The sequence below is a fragment of the Dialister sp. CAG:357 genome (assembly GCF_000435155.1).
GTDB classification, from domain to species: Bacteria; Bacillota; Negativicutes; order Veillonellales; family Dialisteraceae; genus Dialister; species Dialister hominis.
Window position 1 is genome coordinate 1 of sequence record NZ_FR896469.1, and the last position, 21,395, is coordinate 21,395.

The window sequence follows — 21,395 nt, forward strand, 5'->3', positions numbered from 1 at the left end:
CTATAAAAACAACACGAAATGTCCTATAAGCCAATATATAAACGTGTTGGATAATCCACTAATCGAATATGCCAACACAAAAAGGACTTTGGCAAAATGATTACACATTTTGTCAAAGTCCCTTTCTTATTTCCTTATGAAATTACTGATGATCCTTCAGGTGCTTGATGCCCTTGTCAGCGATGTCGTGACGGTACTGCATGCCCATCCAGTGGATGCGGGAAACGCCCTTGTAGGCTTTTTCCTTGGCTTCTTCCAGCGTCGGGGCAATGGCGACAACATTCAGCACGCGGCCGCCATTGACGACGAATTCGCCGTTCTTCTTAGCAGTGCCTGCATGGAATACGATGCAGTCTTCCTTCTTGGCATCTTCAATGCCGCTGATGATTTCGCCGGATGTATGGGAAGCAGGATAACCGCCGGACGCCAGGACGACATCGACAGCATAGCCGTCTTTCCATGTCACTTCTTCATGTGTAAGTTTTCCGTTGACGCAGTCGAGCATGATTTGTGCAAGATCGCCATCGAGAAGCGGAAGTACAGCTTCTGTTTCCGGATCGCCGAAGCGGCAGTTGAATTCAACGACCTTCGGTCCTTCATCGGTGATCATGAGACCTGCATAGAGGCAGCCTTTGAATGGATATCCTTCCTTCTTCATGGCAGCTGCCATCGGACGGAGGATTCTTACATTGGCTTCTTCAATGAGTTCACGGGTCATGACCGGAGCAGGAGCATAGGCGCCCATGCCGCCGGTATTCGGGCCGGTATCCCCGTCGCCGATTCTCTTGTGATCCTGGGAGGAAACCATCGGAACGACAGTCGTTCCGTCGCAGAAGCAGAGAACGCTCGCCTCCTCGCCTGTCATGAATTCTTCAATGACAACGGAGCGGCCTGCATCGCCGAAGGAATTGCCTTCGAGCATATCCTTGACAGTATGGGTGGCTTCTTCCAGATCCTTGGCAATGATGACGCCCTTGCCTGCTGCAAGTCCGTCAGCCTTGATGACAATCGGGAAGGACTGTGTCTTCAGGTATTCGACAGCTTTGTCTTCGTCAGTGAATACTTCATAGGCGGCTGTCGGGATACCGTATTTCTTCATGAGAGATTTTGCAAAGCTCTTGGAGCCTTCAATGCGGGCTGCCGCTTTGGGCGGGCCGAAGAAAGCAAGTCCTTCTGCCTCGAACTGATCGGCAAGGCCTTCGGTCAGAACCGTTTCTGGTCCTGCTACGGTCAAATCGATCTGCATGAGTCTTGCGAAATCCAGAATATCTTCATTGCTCTTTACCGGAACGAGGGAGGCGATGTCTGCCATGCCTTCATTGCCCGGGACTGCATAAAGTTCTGTAACGGAAGGACTCTGGGAGAGCTTCCAAAGCAGCGCATGTTCGCGTCCGCCGCTTCCAATAACCAATACTTTCATTTAAACTTCCTCTCTTAGCTGTGACGGAAATGACGGTGACCGGTGAATACCATGGCAATGCCGTACTTGTTGGCCATATCGATGGATTCCTGATCCCTGATGGATCCGCCTGGCTGAATGACAGCGGTTACGCCTGCCTTGCCTGCGGCTTCAATGGTATCGCCGAACGGGAAGAATGCATCGGAGCTCATGACGGAGCCCTTGGATTTTTCTCCTGCTTCAGCAATGGCAATGTCAGCTGCGCCGACGCGGTTCATCTGTCCAGCACCGACGCCGAGTGTTACGTCCTTGCCGGTCAGAACGATAGCATTGGATTTGACATGCTTGACGATCTTCCATGCAAATTCCAGTGCCTGCCATTCTTCTTCTGTCGGAGCACGGTCAGTTACGACCTTGCAGTCTTTTCTTGTTTCAGCGCTGTTGTCCGGTGTCTGTACGAGAAGTCCGCCGGAAACCTTGTGCAGCTGGAGTTCTTCTTTTTCGGAAGATGGTACTTCGATCAGACGGATATTTCTCTTCGTGCTGAGGATGTCGAAAGCTTCCTTGGAGAATTTTGGAGCCATGACGACTTCGAAGAAAATCGGCTTCATAGCTTCAGCGGTTTCCTTGTCGCATTCACGGTTCATGGCAACGATGCCGCCGAAAGCAGATTTGCTGTCAGCGTCGAAGGCTCTCTGGAATGCTTCAAGAGCTGTGCTTCCAAGAGCGGTGCCGCATGGGTTCGTGTGTTTGACGATGACGCATGCCGGCTGGTCTTTCCATTCGCAGGCAAGATCCCATGCTGCTTCCATATCAACGATATTGTTGTAGGAAAGTTCCTTGCCGTGGAGCTGCTTGGCAGCAGCGATGCCGCCTGTTGCTTCCGGATCCTTGTAGAATGCAGCTTTCTGATGCGGGTTTTCGCCGTAGCGCAGGTCCTGCAGCTTGACATAAGCCATGCTGTAAATATCCGGCAGTGTATCGTTATCCCCATTAACCTGTTTTGTCAGATAGTCAGCGATAGCGCAGTCGTAAAGGCCTGTGTGGAGGAATGCCTTTCTGGAGAGGTCCAGACGGAATTCATCAGTCAGCTGGTCATTTTTAATTCTTTCAAGAATGTCATCATACTGCTTGGGATCGACGACAACAGCAACGTACTTGTAGTTCTTTGCTGCTGCACGGACCATGGACGGGCCGCCGATATCGATGTTTTCGATAGCTTCAGCTCTGGTGACATCAGGCTTTGCAATGGTTTCCCTGAACGGGTACAGGTTGACGGCTACGAGGTCGATGCCTGTAATGCCGTGTTCCTTCATGGCCTTGACATGTTCCGGGTTGTCACGGATAGCAAGGATGCCGCCGTGGATCATCGGATGCAGTGTCTTGACTCTGCCATCCATCATTTCCGGGAAACCGGTAACTTCAGAAACAGATTTTACAGGAATGCCTGCATCTGCGATTGCCTTCATGGTTCCGCCTGTGGAAATGATTTCCACGCCGAGTTCATGAAGTCCTCTTGCGAAATCTACAACACCTGTCTTATCAGATACGCTGATAAGCGCTCTTTTGACTGCCATTATAACTCCTCCTTTGTGAACGGCCCGTTTCCGGGCGATACTATGTGAATCTGAAATCATCAGATATTCAGTCTGAATTAATGGTGGCCGTGCATGCCGGAAACATGGTGCCCTTCAATCGTAAGCTCATCCCTGCAGTAAGCAGCGACAGCGCGGACGTAGGAAGGATGTTCCTGTTCCAGGATGCGGGCGGACAGCGTGTCTTCCGTATCATCATCATAGACGGGAACTGCAGTCTGCGTGATGATCGGGCCGTCATCAAGGCCCGTTCCGACGAAGTGGACCGTGCAGCCTGCGACTTTGACGCCGGCTTCAATGGCCTGTCTCTGGGCATGAAGCCCGCGGAAGCTCGGAAGCAGAGCCGGATGGATGTTGATGATCCGGTTCGGGAATGCATGAATCAGATTTTCTCCGCAGATTCTCATGTAGCCGGCAAGGCAGATGAGATCGGGCTTATATGATACAGCTGCTTCGAGGAGGGCATCATTGAAAGCTGCCTTGTTCTCGAAGGATTTTAATTCGATGACCGTGGAGGGTACATTCCAGCGCCTGGCTCTTTCAAGGACCTGCGCTCCTGCGTGATCACAGATGACGCCAACGACCTCTCCGTTGACTGTCCCGTTTTCGCAGGCTTCATGGATGGCTTCGGCGTTTGAGCCGCGGCCTGATGCAAATATTACAATTCTCTTTTTGTTCATACACGAAATCCTCAAAGTAAATAGTTCCTGTCTGCCAGTTCTCTGTTTTCAACAAAGACTGGTCTGACAAGCTGGCAGCATTCCATCCGAAGGCAGGAAATTTTGCCTGATTTTACGGTTGCCTTTCCTATGGAAATCCAACTGATTATAGCATTTATCTGATACGGGACGATACCTGGAGCGGCGCTCTGCGCCTCCCCGCCTGATTTCAGATATGGCTGACAAACTCTTCGAGACGGTTCATTGCCTCTTCGATTTTCTCATCGGATGCCGCATAGGAAATTCTTACGTATCCTTCGCCGCCGCTTCCAAAGACGGATCCCGGGATAATTCCCAGCCTGCCTTCCTTGGCCAGTCTTAATGCAAAAGCAAAGTCGTCTGTTCCGAATTCCTTCGGGATCTTGGCAAATACATAGAATGCGCCCTCCGGCACTGCCATTTCAAATCCCATCTTGCGCATGCGGCCCACCATATAATCTCTGCGGTGCCTGTATGCTTCCCTGAAGACAACCGGATCGTTATCTCCATGATTCAACGCTTCAACAGCAGCAGCCTGTGCGGAGTCATTGATGCAGGTCACCATAAATGCATGCATCTTTGTGACTGCACCGATTAGCTGGGAAGGTCCGGCCACGTATCCTAAACGATACCCGGTCATGGCATGGGACTTGGACAAGCCAGAAATCAGCAAAGTCTGTCCCGGAAGACGGGTTGCCAGGGATGAATGCTCCGCATCATAAGTCAGTTCGGAGTAGATTTCATCCGCCAGAACCAGCAGATGATGTTCTTTCAGGATTTCAGCCAGTTCATCGAGCAGCTTGGCCGAATAGGAACGTCCTGTCGGGTTCGACGGATAATTGAGGAGGATAGCCTTGACGCTGCTTCCTTCCTCTTCAAGCACCTTTTTCAGACGTTCCGGAGTCAGTACAAAACCCTCCGGAGCCGTATTGATCATGACGACCTCTGCTCCTGTAAGGGAAATGAGCGGGAAGTACAGAGGGAAAACCGGTGTCGGCACAAGGACCTTGTCTCCCGGATTCAGGAGAGCAAATGTGCAGGCAGCCAGTGCTTCTGTTGCCCCGACAGCAACTACGATTTCGGAAGCCGGATCATAGTCGACATTTCTTGTGCGTTTCAGATACGCTGCGATGGCTTCCCTAAGTTCAATCTTTCCGGCTGACTGGGAGTAATGGGAATCGTCTTCTGCAATGCTCTTGACCGCAGCCATTTTGACGTGGTCAGGCACAGCAAAATCCGGTTCGCCCAATGTTAATTTGATAATTCCCGGGACAGATGAAATTTCATTGTCAAATGCACGAATCGCTGACGGCGGTACCTCTGTCAGCTTCTGATTAATCATCCCGCTTAATTCTGAAATAACTGATGGCATACAATCTACCTCCTGTTTCCTGTCCATCGGGATCATGTCTCTCTGGAGGACAAATTCAGTTCTATTATAAAATTACTCTTCTGTAATCATGCGGTATTCTAAGAATTCAGTAATGGCTGTTATCCCCTTTTGGATAGCCCCTTCCTTAGGGCTCATGGAAGATTCATGGAGCTGGGCTCCGCCATCAACGCCCAGCCAGAACATGGTTCCCGGAAACTGATGCAGAAGATAACCGAAGTCCTCTCCTGTCATGGCAGGCGGCACTTCCTCATAGACTACATCAGGATTTTCCTGCATGAATCTGATGAAGCGCTTTGTCAGCACAGGATCATTCTCAACAGGGAAATATCCGCCCTGATTGAGTCCCAGCCTGACTTCCACTTCAAAGCTTCTCTCAATTCCTTCGCAGATTTCCTGAACACGTTCCTTGATCTTTTCGATCATCACCTGTGTCAGGCCGCGTATCGTTCCTTCAAGGCGCGCATGATCGGCAATGACATTCCTGATCGTGCCTGCCTCTAATTTTCCAAGGGTAATGACCCCGGATTCTATCGGATTGATCGAGCGGGAAATGATTGTCTGCACTTGCATGACAAGGGTGCTGGCAGCCACGACGGCATCCTTTGCATCCTGCGGGAATGCAGCATGGCCGCCCTTGCCGATCACATCGATATTGACTTCAGTCGTGCCGGCAAAGAGTGTTCCCATACGGCATCCGATAACCCCTGTCTGCATTTTCGGGTTTACATGGAGTCCGTAAAATTCATCCGGACGCCATTCTCCTTCGAAGAGGCCGAGTTCGTAGGCACGCTTTCCGCCTGCTTCGCTTTCTTCGGCAGGCTGGAAGAAAAATACCAGATTGTCCTTCGGCTGGTGGCTTGCAAAATAATCCAATACGCCAAGTGCGACTGTCATATGCATATCATGGCCGCAGGCATGCATTTTTCCCGGATGCTGCGATGCGTACGGAAGTCCTGTTTTTTCATCAACAGGAAGTCCGTCGATATCCGTCCTGTACCCGATTGTCCGGGACGGGTCGGATCCCTGCACTCTTACCAGTATCGCAGTCGGAAGCTCTTTCGGCTCCAGGATTTTCAAAAACTTCTGGTCCATCATGCCGATCACCTGCATGAGGAATGCATGTGTTTCCACTTCTTCCAGTGCGACTTCCGGTATCTGGTGCAGATGACGACGGATCGTGATCAGATCGTCCTCTTTGAGCATTACAGATTCCTCAATTCTTCTTCCAGACCGGTTTTTGATGTGGTCTTTGCGTCTACGTCCTTGATATAGCGGGCAGGAGATCCTGCTACTACGGTATGCGGAGCGACATCATGAATGACGATGGCTCCTGCGGCAACGACTGCGCCTTCACCGATGTGAACGCCTTCGATAACAACAGCATTGGCTCCGATCAGGACATCGTCGTCGACACGTACCGGTTCAGCAGATGCCGGTTCAACAACGCCTGCCAGTACAGTGCCTGCACCGATATGGCAATGCTTGCCGACAATAGCGCGTCCGCCGAGGATAGCTCCCATATCAATCATGGTGCCTTCTCCGATTTCAGCTCCGATGTTGATGATAGCTCCCATCATGATGACGGCATTGTTTCCGATCAGTACCTGATCGCGGATGACAGCGCCTGGTTCAATGCGTGCATTGATGTTCTTTGTATCCAGAAGCGGAACAGCAGAATTTCTAGCTTCATTTTCAATTCTGACTGCGTCAAAATCTTTTGCATGCTCATCCAAAAACGGCTTTACTTCTTTCCAGTCGCCAAAGAGGATTCCTGTCCTGCTTTCTACAAAGGCATCCACTCCCTCCGGATATGTCAGGGAGTCAAGGTTTTTTCCTTTTACATATACTTTGACAAATGTTTTCTTAGGAGCGCTGCCTATGAAATTGATGATGGACTGTGCATCTAATTGTGCCATAATATATCTCCTTTTCTTCTTATCTGCCTTGGGCCATGCCCTTTCCTAAAACCAGGTATTTTTATTATATCGAAATCGGGGTAAGAATCGTATTCCCCTGGATATATAATCATTTCAGGAAATTCTGGCACAAATTTTCAAGTTCGGCTGCCTTTCTTCCGCGCGGGCAGCTCATATTTTCAGATGGTTTTTAATGAAAAGCCAGACTCCGCTCAGAAGTCCGGCTATCATTTAAGGCAATTATTTATTAAACAAGCCGCCCGTCACAATGACGTCCTGGCTGCCTTCAGTAATTTCGCCGACTTCGTAAACCGGTTCATTGATGGAAGCGAGGATTTCCTTTGCCTTTTCTGCTTCCTCGCGGGTGAGAATCAGGAGCATGCCAAGACCGCAGTTGTATGTACGGTACATTTCATGTGGATCGACGCCTCCCAGATTCATCAGGAACGGGAATACAGGAAGCATCGGCCAGAGATCGGCATTCAGTACAGCGCGGGTGCCCTTTGGAAGGACTCTCGGGATGTTGTCGTAGAAGCCGCCGCCAGTGATATGGACGAGACCTTTGACGTCAGCGCCCTTCAGTACCGGCAGGACCGGTCTCGGATAGAGGCGGGTCGGTGTGAGGAGGACTTCGCCAAGAGGCTTATCGAAGCCTTCATACGTTTCCTTCAGGGACAGGTTGTTGTCCTCGATGATGCGGCGTACGAGGGAGTATCCATTGGAATGGACACCGGTGGACGGAAGTCCGAGAATGACATCGCCAGGAGCGATTGTTTCGCCTGTGATGAGGTCTTTCTTGTCAACGATGCCGACAGCAAAGCCAGCTACATCGTAATCGCCTTTGGCATAGAAACCTGCCATTTCAGCGGTTTCGCCGCCGAGGAGTGCGCAGCCGGATTCGATGCAGGCATTGGCAACGCCTTTGACGATTTCAGCCATCAGTTCTGGTTCGAGCTTTCCGGTAGCAATGTAGTCCAGGAAGAAGAGCGGTCTTGCGCCCTGTACGAGGACGTCATTGACGCTCATGGCAACGCAGTCCTGGCCGATGGTATCATGGATGCCCATTTCAATGGCAAGGCGCAGCTTTGTGCCTACGCCGTCAGTGCCGGATACGAGAACCGGATCATCTGTCAGTTCATCCTTCAGGCGGAAAAGGCCGCCAAAGCCTCCCAGATCTCCCAGAACGCCTCTGGTGTATGTTGCCTGGACTGATTCCTTGATCAGTTCCACTTCTCTTTCGCCAGCATCGATATCAACGCCGGCTTCCGCGTAAGTCAGGCCTTTTTTCTTTTCAGTCATGTCCCTATTCACCCTTGTCCTATTCTTCCTCTTCCATGCCGCCCAGACCGTTGTTCGGTACGGGTTCCGGATAAATGCCGTCAAAGCAGGCAAAGCACATATCCGTCTTCTTCAGTTCGGAAATCGATTCAGCGAGGCCTTCCTGCGAGAGGTAATGGAGCGCATCGGCGCCGATCATCTTGCAAATTTCCTCTGTTGGATACTTAGCGGCGATCAGCTGCTTTCTTTCAGCGGTATCAATGCCGAAGAAGCATGGATATCTGACTGGCGGCGAGCTGATGCAGAGTTTGATTTCCTTGGCGCCTGCGTTTCTCAGAAGGTTGATGATGATGCCGCTTGTCGTGCCGCGGACGATGGAGTCATCGACGAGGATGATTCTCTTTCCTTCGACATTCATGCGGATCGGGTTCAGCTTCATGCGGACGGCTCTTTCACGCTGCTTCTGTCCCGGCTGGATGAAGGTGCGTCCCATGTACTTGTTCTTGAGAAGGCCTTCCACGAAAGGAATGCCGGAAGCCTGGGCATATCCCAGAGCTGCCACGTTGCCGGAATCCGGCACGCTCATGACGACGTCTCCGTCGAAATGGGTTTCTTCCCAGAGCTTTTTGCCCATGTTGAGGCGGGCCTGATAAATGTCCTGTCCGTTCATGATGGAATCCGGACGGGCGAAGTAAATATATTCGAAGGAGCAGATTCCGTGACGGTGATTTTCCACCGGGCAGTACATGGTGGAACGGACACCGTTGTCATCGATGGAAACAATTTCGCCCGGAAGGATGTCCCTGACGAATTTTGCATCAATGGCATCGAGAGCCGGTGTTTCAGAAGCCAGCACCCAGCCCTTTTCCGTCCTGCCCAGTACGAGCGGGCGGTAGCCGAAAGGATCGCGGCAGCCGTAGAGTGCATCATTCGTGCATGCTACGATGGCATATGCGCCATGGATTTCATCCATCAGTTCAATGAACTTTTCTTCTTCTGTTTTTCTTCTGCTTCTTGCCAGAAGCTTGATAATGACTTCGGTATCCATGGAAGTCTGGAACGTGGAGCCTTCCAGAAGCAGTCTTCTGCGAAGGTTCTTCGTGTTGACCAAGTTGCCGTTATGTGCCAGCGCCATCGATCCGTCTATGCTGTCAGCCTGCAGCGGCTGTACGTTGGCTGGAATCGAAGAGCCTGTGGTGGAATAACGTACGTGTCCAATACCGATATGCCCGTCCTTTTCAGGTAAATGGCGGAAAACTTCGGTAACGAGTCCCATACCGCGGAAAGTCTCCATAACCTTTCCGTCAGACACTGTGATGCCGGCACTTTCCTGGCCGCGGTGCTGGAGTGCGAAAATCCCGTAATAGGTCTCGGCTGCAGCAGACAATTCACGGTCAAAAATGCCAAATACCCCGCATTCTTCATGGGGCTTGTCATCATAGATATCAATACTTTTATACATTCCGAAATTCTCCTGACTTTCTGTAAACAGCAGGAGGGATAATCCCTCCCATTTTTTCTGGGGAGCACCCGCCAGAGCGGGATATAAAATGCGGCGGCTTTCCTCCCCGCTCCCGGGCGGAAGGAAAGCCTTTCCCGCACTCTGTGAATACGATCTTAGAACTTGATGCCGGTCAGAAGTTCATATGCTTCTTTGTAAATGGCAATCGTCTTGTCGATGATTTCCTGCGGAACGGTATCTCCAGGATGAGCCTTGAGGTAGTCTCTCAGGAACTGCTTGTCGAAGGACGGCTGGCCGTGGCCTGCTTCATAGCCCTTTGCCGGCCAGAAGCGGGAGTTGTCTGGTGTCAGCATTTCGTCGCCCAGGACAATGTTTCCTTCCTTGTCGAGGCCGAATTCGAATTTGGTATCAGCGATGATGATGCCTCTTTCGAGAGCATAGTCAGCGCACTTGTTGTAAAGCGCGAGTGTCAGTTCAGACAGTTTTTCCATGTATTCTTTGCCCTTGCCCGGGAAGAACTTTTCGACCCATTCCACGCCTTCTTCCATGGAAATGTTCTGGTCATGTTCACCGACAGGAGCCTTGGTGGACGGGGTGAAGATCGGCTGCGGAAGCTTCTGGCATTCCTTCAGGCCTTCCGGAAGAGTGATGCCGCAGACTTTGCCGTCTTTCTGGTATCCTTCCCAGCCGGAACCTGTGATGTATCCGCGGACGATGCATTCTACCGGGATCATGTCGAGCTTCTGTGTCTTCATGGAACGGCCTTCAAATTCTTCAGTCTGGAAGAATTCCGGCATATCCTTTGTGTCGATGGAAATCATGTGGTTCGGAACGATGTCCTTTGTGAAATCGAACCAGAATTCAGACATGCGGTTCAGAACGACGCCCTTCTGCGGGATCGGGTCTTTCAGAATGTTGTCGAAAGCGGAAACGCGGTCAGTGCAGACCATAACGAGGCTGTCGCCCAGATCATAGAGTTCACGTACCTTGCCGGATTTGAATGGTTTGTATTCTTTCATTTCGTTTTCTCCTTTGGAGGCCTTCATTAACGGCCCAATTCCTTCTGCAGTTTTTCATCTTTTCTGTAAATTTCAGCAGCGGCTTCTTCGCGGTATTCCTTGTACTTTCTGTACAATTCACGATCGGAGACAGCTCCGATTTCAATAGCGAGGAAGGCTGCATTCTTCGTGCCGTCAATGGCAACGGTAGCTACCGGGATTCCGGATGGCATCTGCACAATGGAGAAGAGCGCATCCATACCGTCGAGCTTTGCGCCGGAGAGCGGTACGCCGATGACTGGTCTTAAAGTCAGGCTGGCTACCACACCCGGAAGGGCTGCTGCCATGCCAGCGCCGGCAATGAATGCGCCTGCGCCTTTTTCTTCTTCTGCCGCAACAAATTCAGCCAGTTTCTTTGGCGTGCGGTGAGCGGAAGCAATGGCAACGTCATATGTAACGCCGAATCCGTCCAGGATTTCAAATGCTTTTTTCATGGCCGGCAGGTCGGAGTCACTGCCCATAACGATTCCTACATGCATTGTAATATCCTCCCTCTTTACGGCTTAGCCGTATAACAAAAAATCTCCTCTTTAGGGGTACACTATGCCAAAGACACAGACCCCCGTAAGAGGAGTGGTTTACAAGACCTGAAGAAACACACGGCAACAGAACAGGTCATTCGGGATACGATTTCATACGCCCGGATGCCTTCGGAAAACAGGACCATTTCAATGGACATCTTTTCTCCTCTCCGTAGTGAGATAAAAAAGCCTGCGCGCACAAACCTGCACAAGCTTCGACGATCACCACGCTCTATTACTCGCGTTCTTTAATCATTCTAATATTTCCCTTTTACCTTGTCAATAAAAATTGACTGTAAAAAGGTACCATATATGGCAAGACAACATGATTATAATGCATATCTTACCAATTCTTTATTTTTCCTAATGATTCTCTCGTCATGCATTCATTTCCATGAGAGAGTTCGGAAAGAATCAGATTTTTGACGGCTCGGTCAGATGCTTTTCTTCTTCATACCTGTCGATCGTCTCATTGAATTCCTTCTCGGTGAGCGCCTTCATGATTTCGCGGCGAAGGGCAGCGGCTTCAGGAAGTCCGTGGAAATAGCGGCTTGCATGCGCGCGCATTTCGCGGACGGCTGCATTTTCGCCCTTCTCAATGACAAGGCCGTGAAGATGCTCCCTTGCCATGGCAAGGCGTTCCTCCCAGGACGGCGGATCGATAATATCGCCATTTTCAAGGTATGCATTCACTTCCTTGAACACCCAGGGATTTCCCCAGGCAGCACGGCCGATGGCAACCGCGGCGCATCCTGTTTCTTCCAGAAGCGCTTTAGCCGATGGGCCGTCAACGACGTCCCCGTTTCCAATGACCGGAATCTTAACCGCCTTGACGACTTCGGCAATCTTCTTCCAGTCCGCCTTTCCTGTATAGAAATCTTCCCTTGTGCGTCCATGGACAGTAATGGCTGCTGCCCCTGCCTCTTCGACAGCCCTGGCAAGTTCCACGCAGTTTTCCGTATCCCTTGTCCAGCCAAGACGCATCTTGACCGTGATCGGGATATCCACGGCGCCCGCCATGGCCTTTACGATGGAAGCAGCCAGCGGAATATTCTTCATGAGCGCCGATCCGTCGCCGTTCTTAACGACCTTCTGCATCGGGCAGCCCATATTGATATCGATGATATCAGGACCCGCCTTTGCCATCTCGCGCGCCCCAAGCGCCATGATTTCAGGATCGCTTCCGAAAAGCTGGAGAGCTACCGGATGTTCATCCGGATCGATCTTCAGCATGTCTTCTGTCTTTCCGTTTTTATAATACAGCCCCTTGGCGCTGACCATTTCCGCTGTAGTCATGGATGCGCCGAAGCGCCTTGCTATGACACGGTACGCCAGATCGCTGACGCCCGCCATCGGAGCCAGTACGGCCCAGCCGTCAAGCTTGACAGTACCTATGACTGGTTTATCCATAATTCCCTCCCATTTCTGAAAAACATGTATATTGTACCATAGAAGGTATGCTCCTCCAAATAAATACAATATAAACGGACAATAAAAGAGCCCTGGCAAAATGTGAAGCCATTTCACCAAAGCCCTTATATATATTTTACTTATTATAATTGCCAAGGAATGTCTTGAAGAAATCAACAGGCATGTAGAGCTTGTCTACCGGCATCCTTTCATCCACCTGATGGGCTTCGCCCCATTTCGGTGTCTTTACGCGGCCGGAGAAGCGGAAAACAGCCGGGGATACTTCAGCATAGTTTCTGGAGTCTGAGGCGCCGAGCATGAGTTTTGGCACGATGGCTGTCTTTTCTCCATAGACTTCATGGATCGTATCACAGAGGAGTTCATAGACATCGCTGTCCGTGCTTCCTGCCCGTTTCGGATTTTCAGCAAAAGGAACTTTGACAAGAACGCCTTCGGAAATGATGGATTCCAGGTACTTCTTTACTGATTCCACAGTATCACCTTGAAGGATGCGGACGCTCATCGTTGCTTCTGCATGGGACGGAAGGACATTGGCCTGCGCGCTGCCCTCTGCCATCGTTACGGCAAATGTCGTATGAAGCATGGCATCCAGTGTCCTGTCCTTGGCTGCGAGTTTCTTGAGTTTTTTGAAATGCTTGCCCGGGTGGCGGTACACCTTGGCTGTCTTCTTGTCCTTGAAACGCGCTTCAGCCTTGAGGAAGGCTTTGACGAGCGGCGTCAAACGGTAGGGCATCGAATGTTCTTCGACAGCTGCGGCGGCCCTTGCAATATCGCCAAGCACTGTTCCCTTTCCGGGGCGGCTGGCATGTCCGCCATCCCCGTCCTTGTAGAGGACGAATTCATTCGGCGCTTTTTCTGCCAGTGCGACTTCCGCCCTCACGCCGCTTTCATTGTCGATGATATTTCCGCCTTCATCAAAAATGCAGGCCAGCTCGACGCCGTTTCTCTTCAGGTATTCTGCCGCCAGAATGGATCCCTTCTTGTCCGGTGTGCACTGCACTTCCTCATTGTGGCCAAAGGACAGGTAAATATCAAAGGAAGGCTTGAAATGTTCTTCCAGAAGTTCCTCGACAGCATCCATTTCGGCCGAGAGGAGCGACTTGCAGTCCTCCGATCCTCTTCCCCAGAGGAAACCATCTTCCACCTCGCCTGCAAAGGGCGGATGGCTCCACTGTTCTTCGCGTCCTGCCGGCACGACGTCCTGATGCGCCATCAGAAGGACAGGCTTCCTGTCCGGATTTTCAGACGGCCAGCGGAAAAGGAGGCTTGCCTTTCCGATCACCGTCAGTTCCAGTTTCTGATAGATCATCGGATATGTCGTCTGAAGGTACTGATGCAGCTCATCAAACCTGCTCCAGTCCGTATGCTCATCATTCACGCTTGATACAGAAGGAATCTGCACCAGCCCCTGCAGATGGCGCAGGTACTTTTCATTCCGGGCGCTGATTTCGGCTCCCTTGTTTTCCAAATCCATAGATCGTCCTTTCATTAAAGGAGGCGGGCCGCTTCCCTCGGTTGATCCGGGCTGCGATCCCGCCTCTTATTTTATACATATAATAAGGCTATCGTATCATTTAAACCGCCCAGAGGCAAATCTTACTTCTGTGCGTTGGCTTCATCCAGCTGATCGAAGAGGTTTCTGTGATACCATTTTTCAGAAATCTGCTTCAGAGTGCCATCCTTGGAGAGTTTTTCCAGGGCAGCTTCGATTTCATTGGCCAGTTCCTTTTCATCCTTGTTGACGATGAGAACGGTTTCATTGACTTTGATTGGCTTGTCGAGAGCGACAAGGTCCAGGTTCATAGCTTTGGCAATATCTTCTACACCGAGGTTGTTCGGGTAAACGAGCGCATCATACTGGCCGCTCTTCAGGGAGCTCAGACGTTCAGCCGGAGTCAGGCCGTCCTGGATCGGAACTTCCTTCAGAATGTTGTTATGTTCCTTGTTCCAGTCTGTCAGTACTTTGTAGATGCCGCCGTTCGGTGTGTTCGGAACGAGCTTGCCGCCGCCCTTGATGACATCTTCAAGGCTGTGGTACTTCGCTGCATTTTCCTTGCTCATGTATACTTCGACAGAAGATACGCCGATCGGTGTCTTCGGTACGATGTAATCCTTTTCACGGCGCGGTGTACGGTAGTAACCGCCGGCTGCGACCTTGGCATCTCCGGATTCCATCATGACATCCTGTGTTTCCGGCGGAACAGCCTGGAGATCGAGGTGGTAGCCCTTGAGGTTCTTATTGACTGCTTCCAGGATATCGTATTCATAGCCCTGTGTCCTACCGTTTTCATCGGTCCAGGAAAGCGGACGTTCCGTGCTGGAAAGAACGACCTTCACGTGTTTCTTTCCGTCAGCTGCTGCAGAAGCTGCAGAAGAAGCTGCCTTCTTGTCTCCGCCGCATCCGGCAATGAGTCCTGCTGCAAGAAATGAAATAAGTGCTGCTGCTGCGATTTTTGTTTTCTTGTTCATAAAGTTTCCTCCTCGTTGCCTTCCGGCTGTTGATTGCTAAATAAAAAAGTCCCTGTCCTTTTCAGGACGAGAGACTCGTGATTCCACCTAAATTCGCATACCTGTCGCCAGATATGCCTCTGAGAGTCCTAAGACCCTCTGCCCTGTATCGGGAGCGCCCGGGAAAGCCTACTGTCATTTCAGCCTTCGATGCTCGGAAATGCACTTCATCATCCTGTCCGCGTCCGCTCTCACCCTCCGGACTCGCTTTTACGGCTTCGGAATGACTACTCTTTTCGTCATAACATTATATTTGTTCTATTCGATATACCTACAATATCACTAATTTGACAGTATGTCAACGAGGAAGATGAAACTTGGTTTTCTTACCTGTCCAGTTCCTTTTCGATCATCCAGTCTTCCATGAGATCCGCGATTTCACGGTTATTCAGATCCTCGAAAAGGAAATGCGTATTTCCATGGATTCCGACGTCAGGAAGCCGTATGACACGGGCATCCCCGCCCTGCCGGTTGATTTCTTCTGCCATGTTTTCCGCTTCCATGCGGCGGACTCTCCAGTTGTCTTCGCCGCCCCAGCGTGTCATGTCGTCTGGAATATTGTCTCCGAAGATCATGAGGATCGGGATTTCCGTCAGCTTGTGGAAATCCCTCGGATCGACGCCTTCTGCCTTAAGAGCACCGAAGGGGCTTGTGGAAATCAATGGATCGGGCACATCGTCATCAGGAAAGAGGAATCCTCCGCCGGGCTCCAGGGCAATGATGCCCCTGACATTGTCATTCTTCATGGCAGCGCGCCAGCCTGCGCCGGCTCCCTGCGAATGCGTCACGATGACAGAAGGCCCTGCACGGTCGATTGCCGCTGATAGCGTATCCGAGACAAGCTCGGCATCAAAGGTCCTCGTATCCGGTGTCACCCTCCGCCAGAGCTGGTCGGCGGCCTCTTCCCCTTCAGGAATCTGCACGCCGGGAAATCTTTCCGGATAATGGCCGAAGCGGAAAATATCAAACCAGAGCGCTTCGTCTGGTTTTGGCTCGACGGATGCACTTGTCAAAACACTCGCCGCCCTGCCGCGTCCCGGCTGGTCCATCAGGAATACCTTGTATCCCTTACGGAGGAATATCGTCTGGAATCCTTCGCGCCCGTCAGGCGTCGTCTCCCATGCGGCTCCGCTCTGCCCGGCTCCATGGAGGAACACGAGAGCGTTCGGCCTCGCATCCTTCGGCGCCTGATAAAACACATAGGCATGATCGACATGCTTTGTCTGTCCGGCAGGATCAAGCGCATGAGAAGGGTCATACGTCCCCTCCGCCTTCAGCGTCTTTCCGCCGGCAGAGAAACTTCCCTGCGCGGTCAATATGATCGGTTTTTCCTCATCCATCAGGAATCATCCCTTTCCCGTCATTTTTCTTTATTATACACCGGAAAGGAGAAAGCTTACATGAATCCCGGCATCGCGCTGACAGATGGAATACTCTTCACGGCTGCGCGCACTTCAGGGATTCCCTCCCTGTCTTCGGGGATATCTTCATGATCAAGAATGCGGCGCAGGAACTTTCTCGTCCTTGCCTCCTTCGGGTGGGTGAATACCGTCTCAGGATCTCCCTCTTCCACGATGACCCCGCCGTCCATGAAGATGACCTTGCTGGCCGCTTCACGGGCAAACTTCATTTCATGCGTGACCACAATCATCGTCACGCCGTCCTCTGCCAGCTTCTTCATGACAGAGAGGACACCGCCGACGAGTTCGGGATCCAGAGCTGATGTCGGTTCATCAAAGAAAATGACGTCCGGCTTGACTGCCATGGCTCTTGCAATGCCGACGCGCTGCTGCTGCCCTCCGGACAAGCGGGAGGGATAGTAATCCATCCTGTCTTCAAGGCCTACATCCCGGAGCGCTTTTCTTGCAATGCGCTCTGCTTCGTCCTTCTTCATGCCCCGCCCTGCCGTAAGGCCCAGCATGACATTTTCAAGCGCTGTCTTATTGGCAAAGAGATTGTAATTTTGGAAGACGAAAGCTGTCCTCTTCCTGACCCAGGCAATGTCCTTGGATGATGCATTGTGCATATCAAGCGACTTGTCTCCCAGCATCATCACACCTCCGTCTGCCTTTTCAAGGAAGGCAAGGGAACGGAGAAGCGTCGTCTTTCCGGAGCCTGAAGGCCCCAGAATCACAATGACATCTCCCTTTTCCACGCGCAGGCTCACATCCTTCAGTACTTCCTGTTTCCCGAAACTTTTCTTTACGTTTTTAATTTCCAGCATAGTTAGCCCTCCTGTCCTGCTGCGCGGTAGAGTCCGGCGCGTTTTTCGAAAATCTTGTAAACAACCTGAACGATGGTGCAGATTGCGATATAAAGGATGAATACTTCCAGGTATGCCTCGATGTAATTGTAGCCGAAGGCCGCCTGAATCTTTGCGGCTGCCATGATGTCCTTGATTCCCATGAAGAAGGCGAGCGACGTGCCTTTGATCAGGTTGACCGTGAGATTGCAGAGGTTGGGAAGCGCAGATGTCAGAGCCTGCGGCACGACGACATGGATCCATGTCTGAAACCTTGAAAGCCCGATCGTAAGTCCTGCTTCCATCTGCCCTTCCGGCACCGCCAGCATGGCCGAGCGGAAGATTTCCGAAAGAAGAGCCGTCGTATTGATCGTGAAAACCGTCACTGCATACCAGAGCGGATTGATGTCATGGAATACGTCGATGGGAAGCCCCAGCGCTTTGACGATGGAATTCAGGATGCTCGGCATGAGCGCATACACGAGAAGCACCTGCAGGACGAGCGGCGTTCCGCGGATAAAGGAAATGTAGAGCATGATGAGCTTTTCTGCCTTTCCTTTTCCGCCTCCACGCACTCTCTTCTCCGCCATCAGAAAAGCCGGCACAAGAGAGAGGATGAGCGTTGCCGCTGTGATGAAAATCGTCACGGGAATGGCTTTGATGAGGAAGGGCAGCGCCTCTTCCATGAATGACAGATCCAGTTCCATACTTGCCTCCTATTCTCTGTGTGACAGCCGTTTTTCGGCGAAAAGAAATGTCCTTTCAAGAAGGATATTCACCATCCAGTAAATCAGCATGCACGCTGCATAAAGCTCTATGCCGTACGCGCCGTAGTTTTGGGAAATGATAAGATTCGTCCTGCCCAGGAGATCGATGAGCCCGATCGTATAAGCCAGGGCGCTTTCTTTCAGAAGATTGATGACCGAATTTCCAAAATTCGGAAGAGCGATGACGGCTGCCTGCGGCATCACGACCGTCAGGAATGCTTTCCAAGGAGAAAGACCGATGGTAACCGCCGCCTCATACTGCCCCTTGGGGACAGCGAGGTAAGCGGAGCGGAACACTTCCGATACGAAGCCTCCGAAGAGAAGCGTGAACGTGATGATGACGAAAATCGCACGCGACAGATTATCGAGATCGATTCCCAGCGCATCCCTTGCAAAGACCGGCAGTCCGTAGAAAACGATGAAAAGAAGGACGATGGACGGCGTACAGCGGATGATGTACGTGTATCCTTCCGCCAGAGATGACAGGATCCTATTTCCTGAAAGCCTGGCCCATGCGAGCAGAAGCCCGAAGGCTGATCCGGTCACGACGCTGATCAGGCCGACCATAAGCGTCACCTCAAGGTATGGCAGTAAAGCAGGTATGGATGTCAGTATGACATCCGGGCTGAATGGCCTCGTATCCATGGGTATCCCTCCTTATTCAATCGTTCCATTCCATTCTTATTTCTGATCCAGAAGCGGGCTGATTTCCTCACCGAAGTACTGCTTCTCAAGCTCGGCAATCTTGCCTTCCTTCTTCAGTTCGCCAAGCGCCTGATTGATCTGTCTGGCCAGTTCCTTGTCGTTCTTGTTGACAAGGACATATGTCGGAAGCGCTTTGTAGCGGATATATGTCAGCTTGTTCTTGTAATCCTTGTACGGCGCATCCGGTGCGGTCACATTTTTCTTGTAAGCCAGCTCGATGGAAAGGTATCCGTCATAGCGTCCTTCAAGCACCCAGCTGTACGCATCAGCGACCTGGAAGTTTTCAGACGCTTCCAGATTGATCGGGGAATCCGGATGAGCAGTATTGAAATCCTTGATGACCTGGTACTGCGCATTCTGCGGAGCAATCGGCACAAGCTTCTTGCCTGCCTTGGCGAAATCTTCCAGGGAGTGGATCTTATCCGCATCCTCGCTTCTGATCGTTACGCCGATGACGCTGGCAGCAATGTTGTTTTCCGGGAAAATGTATTTCTTTTCGCGGGCCGGTGTCTTCCAGATCCCCTTCGTTCCTGCATCGTACTTGCCGGATTCGACGCCGATCAGAAGATCATCATCAGATGTCGGCACATACTGGAATTCATACCGCGGCAGCTTCTTTGCCACTTCCTTCATGACAGCGACTTCCATGCCGTCCGACTGATTCTTGTCATCCACATAGTCGTATGGGAAATAGTGCGCCGTGTGCGCGATCTTCACGATTTTCTTTCCATTGGACGATACAGCAGCAGATGCTCCCTTGTCTGCCTTTTCACCGCCGCATCCTGCAAGCCCTCCCGCGATTCCCACGATGCCTGCCAGAATGAGTGCTTTCCATAATTTTCCCGTCTTCATAGTTGTTCTCCTTTTCCTTTACTCTTTATGCCTTGTGTTCCTTCACGTACTTGTCTGCTTCATCCCTGATCCATTCCAGATGACGGATATCCGTATCTCTTGGAATCGTGCAGTCAGCACCAAGGAGAACCCCCTTCGTCCCGCTTTCATCAAGAAGTCTTCTGACTTCGCTTCTGATTTCTTTTTCGCTTCCCTTGTAGATCAGATCATTTTCAGTCTGTCCGAATCCTCCGATGACGGCCCTTCCGCCAAAGAGTTTCTTTTCCTTTCCAAGCGTAATCCCTTCGACGTGGTTGGCCACATTGACTGCCAGGAACGGGTAATCCTTGTACCATTCCAGATGGTTCCTGAAGCCATGGTAGCCGCAGATGTGAAGAATATTGCTTCCGCCTGCCTCATTGGCCGCTTCCAGGATTTTCAGCTCGTAAGGAGCGATGTACTTCCTGTATTCTTCTTCCGTGATTCCATCAGGGCTCACGTTGTTGACGGAAAGGTAAATCCCGTCCACTCCTGCTTCGCTGATAAGAGCCTTTGCAAGCTCTGCATAATCAGTGGAAATGATGTCCATTGCCTTTGTGAGCGTTTCCGGCTCTTCCCTCACCCATGCGCCAAGGTCGATCGGGCTTCCGGCTGTCTGCTGCATGAATTCGATCGTCCTTGGGACGGCGAACACATTGTAGAAGAGAGGGACTTCACTGCCGTACTTCTTTTGGAGAAGCTTTGCATAAGCGATCTGACTTTCAAACCAGACAGATGATTTTCCAAGCGGCTTGATTTCTGAAAGCGCTTTTCTGCTGGTCAATGGTTTCTGGAGGATTTCTGCCGGATAGCTGAAGAAGCCGTCCGTCATGATTTTGATCATATCCGGGGAGAACGCCTGATAGAAATCTTCCTGTCCCTGAATGACTTCATCCGTAAGCTCTGGATGAAGGAATGCATCGGCTCCGGTTTCGTCCTTCAGGAAATGGTGCCAGAATCCCAGGGCCATGCGGCCGGTTTCCTGGTTGTGGAATGCTGCTGTAATCAAATCTCTTTTGCTCTGCTTCATAAGTAATGCCTCCTGTTTTAAATGATCATCGTTAACTGTCTCCTGCTTTCCTGCAATGTCTACATCGCTTCATTTCTTTTTCCCTCCTGTATACAAAAAATCCCCGTCCGAAGGGACGAGGATTCGTGGTTCCACCCTATTTTGCCTGCGGTCTCCCGCAAGGCCTCATGAAGTACTATCATACTCCGTGCGCTGTAAGGGGCGCCGCCCCGGAGACCTACTCTCATTTCGGCCGTCCCGCTCAGGAATGCAATTCAGTCATCTTATCTGTATCCGCTTTCACTATCCGGACTCGCTTTGCCATATTCAGAAGACTTACTCTTTCCTTCATCGCAGTTATTATAGGCAAGAATTAATGTTCAATGCCGTTTCTGTAAAACTTATGGAATGCCGGAGCGGAAATTCCGATGAAAAGCAGGCAGCCTGCGACTCTCCATGTCAAGTTGTCGATTTCTCTGGCTATCATTTTTCCCATCGTCTTTCGCTCCTTTTCTGTATTTTTCTAAATCAAAAAGCTCCCGT

At 51.2% G+C, this 21,395-nt stretch carries 20 protein-coding genes and 2 other annotated features; all 20 genes read right to left on the reverse strand.

The features are described 5' to 3' along the window. Window positions 1-142: 142 nt before the first annotated feature. The 20 genes from purD to M3200_RS08675 all read right to left on the reverse strand — a co-directional run bounded on the left by purD (window position 143) and on the right by M3200_RS08675 (window position 21,348). Window positions 143-1,420 (reverse strand): phosphoribosylamine--glycine ligase, encoded by a 1,278-nt coding sequence (gene purD / locus M3200_RS08580; protein ID WP_022383115.1) that lies wholly within the window; start codon window positions 1,418-1,420, stop codon window positions 143-145. Between the two features lie 14 nt (window positions 1,421-1,434). Further along, window positions 1,435-2,976: a bifunctional phosphoribosylaminoimidazolecarboxamide formyltransferase/IMP cyclohydrolase gene (gene purH, locus M3200_RS08585; RefSeq protein ID WP_022383116.1), complete on the reverse strand. Its 1,542-nt coding sequence runs from the start codon at window positions 2,974-2,976 to the stop codon at window positions 1,435-1,437. 77 nt (window positions 2,977-3,053) lie between these two features. Next, entirely contained in the window at window positions 3,054-3,674 is a 621-nt protein-coding gene (gene purN / locus M3200_RS08590) for a phosphoribosylglycinamide formyltransferase (protein ID WP_022383117.1), read from the reverse strand. A 208-nt stretch (window positions 3,675-3,882) separates the two neighbouring features. Continuing rightward, on the reverse strand, window positions 3,883-5,064 hold the full coding sequence (locus M3200_RS08595; protein WP_022383118.1) for an aminotransferase class I/II-fold pyridoxal phosphate-dependent enzyme: 1,182 nt from the start codon (window positions 5,062-5,064) through the stop codon (window positions 3,883-3,885). Between the two features lie 72 nt (window positions 5,065-5,136). Further along, the gene (locus M3200_RS08600) at window positions 5,137-6,288 is read right to left on the reverse strand and encodes an N-acetyldiaminopimelate deacetylase (RefSeq protein ID WP_022383119.1); all 1,152 of its coding nucleotides are present in this window, start codon (window positions 6,286-6,288) and stop codon (window positions 5,137-5,139) included. Beyond that, complete coding sequence (gene dapD / locus M3200_RS08605; protein ID WP_022383120.1) at window positions 6,288-7,001, reverse strand: 2,3,4,5-tetrahydropyridine-2,6-dicarboxylate N-acetyltransferase; 714 nt, start codon at window positions 6,999-7,001, stop codon at window positions 6,288-6,290. The genes M3200_RS08600 and dapD overlap by 1 nt, the downstream gene beginning before the upstream one ends. 240 nt (window positions 7,002-7,241) lie before the next feature. Beyond that, window positions 7,242-8,300, reverse strand: a complete 1,059-nt coding sequence (gene purM / locus M3200_RS08610; protein ID WP_108849961.1) for a phosphoribosylformylglycinamidine cyclo-ligase — start codon at window positions 8,298-8,300, stop codon at window positions 7,242-7,244. 19 nt (window positions 8,301-8,319) lie between these two features. Further along, window positions 8,320-9,741, reverse strand: coding sequence for an amidophosphoribosyltransferase (purF, locus tag M3200_RS08615; RefSeq protein ID WP_022383122.1), 1,422 nt, complete (start codon window positions 9,739-9,741; stop codon window positions 8,320-8,322). A gap of 155 nt (window positions 9,742-9,896) precedes the next feature. Next, window positions 9,897-10,760, reverse strand: coding sequence for a phosphoribosylaminoimidazolesuccinocarboxamide synthase (locus M3200_RS08620; protein WP_108850913.1), 864 nt, complete (start codon window positions 10,758-10,760; stop codon window positions 9,897-9,899). 26 nt (window positions 10,761-10,786) lie between these two features. Continuing rightward, window positions 10,787-11,278, reverse strand: a complete 492-nt coding sequence (gene purE, locus M3200_RS08625; RefSeq protein WP_022383124.1) for a 5-(carboxyamino)imidazole ribonucleotide mutase — start codon at window positions 11,276-11,278, stop codon at window positions 10,787-10,789. A 456-nt stretch (window positions 11,279-11,734) separates the two neighbouring features. After that, window positions 11,735-12,730 (reverse strand): tRNA dihydrouridine synthase DusB, encoded by a 996-nt coding sequence (gene dusB, locus M3200_RS08630; RefSeq protein ID WP_022383125.1) that lies wholly within the window; start codon window positions 12,728-12,730, stop codon window positions 11,735-11,737. 136 nt (window positions 12,731-12,866) lie between these two features. Then, a complete protein-coding gene (locus tag M3200_RS08635; protein ID WP_022383126.1) occupies window positions 12,867-14,225 on the reverse strand; it encodes a M20/M25/M40 family metallo-hydrolase in 1,359 nt (452 codons plus the stop codon). Between the two features lie 122 nt (window positions 14,226-14,347). After that, window positions 14,348-15,220: a transporter substrate-binding domain-containing protein gene (locus M3200_RS08640; protein WP_022383127.1), complete on the reverse strand. Its 873-nt coding sequence runs from the start codon at window positions 15,218-15,220 to the stop codon at window positions 14,348-14,350. 59 nt (window positions 15,221-15,279) lie between these two features. Beyond that, window positions 15,280-15,511: a binding site (T-box leader), on the reverse strand. 74 nt (window positions 15,512-15,585) lie between these two features. Beyond that, entirely contained in the window at window positions 15,586-16,599 is a 1,014-nt protein-coding gene (locus tag M3200_RS08645) for an alpha/beta hydrolase (protein ID WP_022383128.1), read from the reverse strand. 56 nt (window positions 16,600-16,655) lie between these two features. Then, window positions 16,656-17,483 (reverse strand): amino acid ABC transporter ATP-binding protein, encoded by an 828-nt coding sequence (locus M3200_RS08650; protein ID WP_022383129.1) that lies wholly within the window; start codon window positions 17,481-17,483, stop codon window positions 16,656-16,658. A gap of 2 nt (window positions 17,484-17,485) precedes the next feature. Continuing rightward, window positions 17,486-18,208, reverse strand: a complete 723-nt coding sequence (locus tag M3200_RS08655; protein WP_022383130.1) for an amino acid ABC transporter permease — start codon at window positions 18,206-18,208, stop codon at window positions 17,486-17,488. A gap of 9 nt (window positions 18,209-18,217) precedes the next feature. Beyond that, the gene (locus M3200_RS08660) at window positions 18,218-18,913 is read right to left on the reverse strand and encodes an amino acid ABC transporter permease (RefSeq protein ID WP_022383131.1); all 696 of its coding nucleotides are present in this window, start codon (window positions 18,911-18,913) and stop codon (window positions 18,218-18,220) included. Window positions 18,914-18,949: 36 nt separating this feature from the next. After that, window positions 18,950-19,825 carry a transporter substrate-binding domain-containing protein gene (locus M3200_RS08665; RefSeq protein ID WP_022383132.1) on the reverse strand — a complete coding sequence of 292 codons (876 nt, stop codon included), beginning with the start codon at window positions 19,823-19,825 and terminating at the stop codon, window positions 18,950-18,952. Between the two features lie 25 nt (window positions 19,826-19,850). Next, window positions 19,851-20,873 (reverse strand): uroporphyrinogen decarboxylase family protein, encoded by a 1,023-nt coding sequence (locus M3200_RS08670; protein ID WP_022383133.1) that lies wholly within the window; start codon window positions 20,871-20,873, stop codon window positions 19,851-19,853. 108 nt (window positions 20,874-20,981) lie between these two features. Next, window positions 20,982-21,213: a binding site (T-box leader), on the reverse strand. Between the two features lie 12 nt (window positions 21,214-21,225). Further along, window positions 21,226-21,348 carry a hypothetical protein gene (locus M3200_RS08675; RefSeq protein ID WP_022383134.1) on the reverse strand — a complete coding sequence of 41 codons (123 nt, stop codon included), beginning with the start codon at window positions 21,346-21,348 and terminating at the stop codon, window positions 21,226-21,228. Between the last annotated feature and the right edge of the window lie 47 nt (window positions 21,349-21,395).